General features: G+C 60.2%; 3 protein-coding genes. 1 reads left to right on the top strand and 2 read right to left on the bottom strand.

Going from position 1 to position 4,170, the window contains the following annotated elements; translation table 11 throughout:
- Positions 1-233, bottom strand: a 233-nt coding sequence (locus NW856_RS04265) for an RAMP superfamily CRISPR-associated protein (RefSeq protein WP_414399278.1), incomplete at its 3' end; no start/stop codon positions are given.
- On the bottom strand, positions 233-2,548 hold the full coding sequence (gene cas10, locus NW856_RS04260; protein WP_414399277.1) for a type III-B CRISPR-associated protein Cas10/Cmr2: 2,316 nt from the start codon (positions 2,546-2,548) through the stop codon (positions 233-235). The genes NW856_RS04265 and cas10, both read right to left, overlap by 1 nt.
- A gap of 454 nt (positions 2,549-3,002) precedes the next feature.
- On the opposite strand from cas10, the gene cas6 reads away from it, so the two are divergent.
- A complete protein-coding gene (gene cas6, locus NW856_RS04255; RefSeq protein ID WP_041437102.1) occupies positions 3,003-4,145 on the top strand; it encodes a CRISPR-associated endoribonuclease Cas6 in 1,143 nt (380 codons plus the stop codon).
- Positions 4,146-4,170: the final 25 nt, after the last annotated feature.

Genomic DNA, 4,170 nt, shown 5'->3' with positions numbered 1-4,170 from the left:
CAAATGGCCCAGCCCAGGCCACGGGCCAGTTTCTCGCACTCGTGGCGCAGCCGCCCCTTCAGTTGGGAGCCGGGAATGATCAGCCTGCCAAAGGCATCTTTGAGCAGGGGCTTATCCGCCAGGGAGCCGCTGGAGCCGCCGGCTCCCACCGCCAGGGCAGAGGCGAGGGTGGCCCTCAAAGGGATAGAGGTGATCGTTCGCCCCGCTTGGGGCAGCTCTGCCAGTCTCACCATCACTCCACCTCCGCCAGAACGGGCCGACCCTCGGCCTGGGGCTGTTTTTGCACAAAGGCGTACAAATCCACCAGATCCCGCCAGATGGTTTCATAGGTTGGCGTTGACGAGGATACCTGTGGCTCAACATACATCCAGGGGGGAAGGTGGCCGTCGTTGGTTTTGGCCTTGCACCAGGTGCGCTCAAAAGCCTCCATCAGCGGCTGCCCCTTTTTGCCCAGGCGGCTGCGGAAATAGAGATAGTTGAGGGTGGCGGTGCGTTTGCCTTTTTCCAAGAAGCTGCGAATCTGATAAAGCTGGGAGCGAGGAAAATTGGCCTCCTGCAGGGCTTGTACCGTTCTCAGCAACCCGTGGATTTCCGGGACGGTATAGGGGCCGGCGTAGAGCTTGAGGGTGTGGCTGTTCTGGCGGATCTCCAGAGCTTCCCGACGAAAATCCTGGATGCTGGAGACAACCAGGGCGACCGACTTCAACGAGAGAAAGTCGATGGTGGCCACAGAGCAGTCCTTGTCTTTGGGCTTCAGCTTTTTCGCGTAGCTCTTGGCGGATTTCAACAGTTGTTCGGTGAGCTTTTCGGCGTAGTAAATGGGGGTGTCTTCCGAGGCGATCAGCACCCCCACCGAGGCGGAGAGCCGACAGAGCTTCCGATCTGCCGCCGGGTAGCGGTGAGGCACCTTGCCGGAAGATTGAGCTGCATAGGTTGCCGAGGTGTCCAGCAGGAGCTGCTCAAACTGCTCACAGAAGGTGGCGGCAATTTCCAGGGCTTTGTGGGCAGGCACCACCACCAACACATCGTCTCCGCCGATGGTCAGGATCTCGAAGGGGTGGATCCACTCGCCGTTGCGGTCTCTGCCGGTTTCCGGATCTGGGGATAGGCCGTGCAGCCGATGGGCCTGCAGGTGCTGGGCGAGGGCGTGGTAAACGGCTTTTTCCGTTGCCTCGGAAACATCCCGGCTAAATTGTCGGTAGGCTTCTGGGGTTTGGATCTGCTGCACATAGCCCCCCATGTCGTTGCCATCGGCGTAAAGGTAAGCCACAAAGCCCTGGCTGCCCAGGCTGGCGTTGGCCACTTCCCGTAGAGATTGGGCCTCGCCGATCCCCTGGACAGATCCCTGATGGGGCTGCAAATAGCGCTCCCGGTAGGGCTCGCCGGCGGGAGAGTTGAGAAAGCGGGCAAATCGCGTTACCCAGCTTTCCACAAAGCCGGGATCCCAGGTGGGGAACTTGCGGAACCACCCTTGCTTGCCTGTTTCAATGCGCTTGGCCTGGCGACCCACCAGGGCTTTGCGAGCGGTGGCTTCCGAGAGCCAGGGCTGATCGACCAGGTCGGCTTTGGCGATGGCAGGGCGACGGTCGGTGCTGTCGCGGCGCAGGTAGGGATGGGTTTCAAAAAAGGCGGGATGGGCGCGGCTGGGGCGACCGGGATCCGGATTGCCGTTGCGGCGGTGGTTGAAGCGGGCGGCCAGGTAACCCACCAACTCGTTGAAACTTTTGCGGTCTTGAAATCTGGCTTCGCTGCCATCCCCAAAATAGGCTCTCACCAGGGGATGGGTTTTGTGTTGCGCCAGCCAATCCAGCCAGGGGGTGCGTTCGATGGGATCCCGCAACAGGCCGTAGCGCAGTTCCAGCAGCCGAAAGGCGGATCCCACGGCGCAGGCGTTAGCGGTGAGGGTTTCTTCGGTGTAGCGCCGCTCGATGGCCTCACAGAGATCGTCCACATGGGCCGCCGGGCAAAAGGCCAGGAGATTGCCCCCGGTGGAGTAGATGATGAGCTCCGGGATCAGGGCTTGCGCCAAAGCCGGGTAGTGCTGCTGCAGCCAAGGCCGGATCTGCTCGGCCACACAGGCCCTCAGCTCTGCTTGAGACTCTTTCCCCAAACCTTCCCATCCCAGGTAGGTTTGCTCGGGATCCCCGAAAAAGGCGGGCAGATCCACCAGGTTAATGCGATCCAACAAAGCGGAGGCCCCGCGGATTTCCGACAGCTTGGCCGACTCAAAGACATAGCTCTTGATCTTGGTGGCCCCCCCGTAAACCAAGCCGATGCGGGTTGTCTGCTGCCACAGCTCCGGGTAGCGGGATTGCAGCTCCGCCGGGGTTCTGGGAAAGGTCTTCGCCGCCATGCTCTCCTGAAATTGGCGCACCTGAGCCAAAATGGGCCGTAGCTCTTCTGGGATCCCGGCCTCGTTGTCGGCGCGAACGGCGGCCCGCATCTGCTGCAAGGTCTCCAGGGCAAACTGGGGATCCCGCTGTTCTCCCCACGCCAGGCACCAGGCCAAGGCAACAGGAACGGGAGAGGGAGCAGAAGTAGGGGTCATGAGCAGCACCTGCGAAATGCGAAAAAGGAAGACAAGTCTTGGACAGGGCTTCCATCGGCTGCGACGGACAGATCCCTAAAGGCTGGGGGCAATTGGCCTCGATTTTTAATCCTTCGCGGAAGACCAAAGCCCTTCAAAAAAGGGTTTGCCGGTTGGGTGGGTAACCAATCGAATCAAGCCGAGAGATGCCATTGAGGTTACCGATTGTTTCAGCCATATCCGATAAACGCTCTCGCCTCATGGTTTTCAGTCCTCTAGCTTGCTAGCAGTATAGATCGAGTGCGATGGGTTGCAGACGATTTCAAGGCTTTCTTCAGATTGTGAGATTTTTTCTGCCTGTACAACGGGCAATTCGAGAGTAAACCCAATAAGAAGGGATCCCTTCTAAAATTTTCTCAATGGAAAGTTGGGTTTTGTGTTGATTGTTGCTGTGGACTGGGAATGGGCTGTGCCTATGCTGAGTTTCTCAGAGCCATCTGCTGATAGAGAAGCGAACGGCAAGTGGCCGACGGGATCCGAGTTGGTGGGGATCACCTTGGAAGTTCAGGCTCCTCGGTCTTACCTGCTGGATCCCCACTATGCCAAAGGGCTGCACGCCTGGTTCTTGAGCCAGGTGCAAGAGACAGACCCGCAGCTATCGGCCTATTTGCACGATGGAGAATCGGAGAAACCTTTTACCCTCTCCCGGCTGATGGGGCCGTTCCGCGAGCAGGGGGGGCGACCGCTGATCCCGCCTCATCTCCCCTTCCGCTGGTGGATCACCGGCCTCAACCCGCCGGTGGTGGAGTGGCTGCGAGGGTGGTGCCAACGGCTGCCCACCTGGCTGGAATTGCGGGGATCCCCGCTGCAGATCCTGGGATGGCAGATCTCGATCCCCCCGCGCACCTATCGTCAACTGTTGGAGCAGCCTCTTTCCCCCCGCTCCTGGAGCCTTTCCTTCGTCTCGCCCACCAGCTTTCGCCACCGGGGCCACCATCTGCCGCTGCCGATCCCTCGCAACCTGTTCCACAGCTATCTGCGCCGTTGGAACGATTTTTCCGGTCTGCCCATCGAGGCGGAGCCTTTTCTGGATTGGGTGGATGGGGAAGTGATCATCCAGCGGCACCGTCTGGAATCGGTCAAAACCACCGCAGGTCGCCAGGGATCCGTGACGGGATTCATCGGCTGTGTGCAGTTGGCTGTCTCCTCCCGTGCGCCTGAGCTGTTGCAGCAGCAGCTCCAAGCCCTGATCCACCTTGCCCCCTACTGCGGCACCGGCCACAAAACCCCCTTTGGGCTAGGGCAAACCCGCCTGGGTTGGTTGGCCGAAGAGCTACCCGCCTCCCCTGTCCCTTCCCGGGAAGAGCAGGTGGCCCAGCGGATCGAGGAGCTGAGCGCCCTCTTTCTCAGCCAGCGGCAACGACAAGGGGGATCCCGCGCCGAAAAAACTGCCCAACTGTGGGCGACGATCCTGGCCCGCCGCGAAGGTGGAGAGAGCTTACAACAGATCGCCGCTGATTTGGAGATGCCCTACGAGACGGTGAAGACCTATGCCAAGCTGGCCCGCCGCTCTCTCCAGTCTGGATCCCAGGACTACTCGTCGAGCAGTCTTCCCTAGGTTGTGTTGATCTTTCATTTGAGCC

The organism is Synechococcus sp. R3-13 (assembly GCF_047462195.1).
Taxonomy (GTDB): Bacteria; Cyanobacteriota; Cyanobacteriia; order Thermostichales; family Thermostichaceae; genus Thermostichus.
The sequence above is the reverse complement of the archived record's forward strand: the minus strand, read 5'-3'. Positions and strand labels throughout refer to the sequence as shown.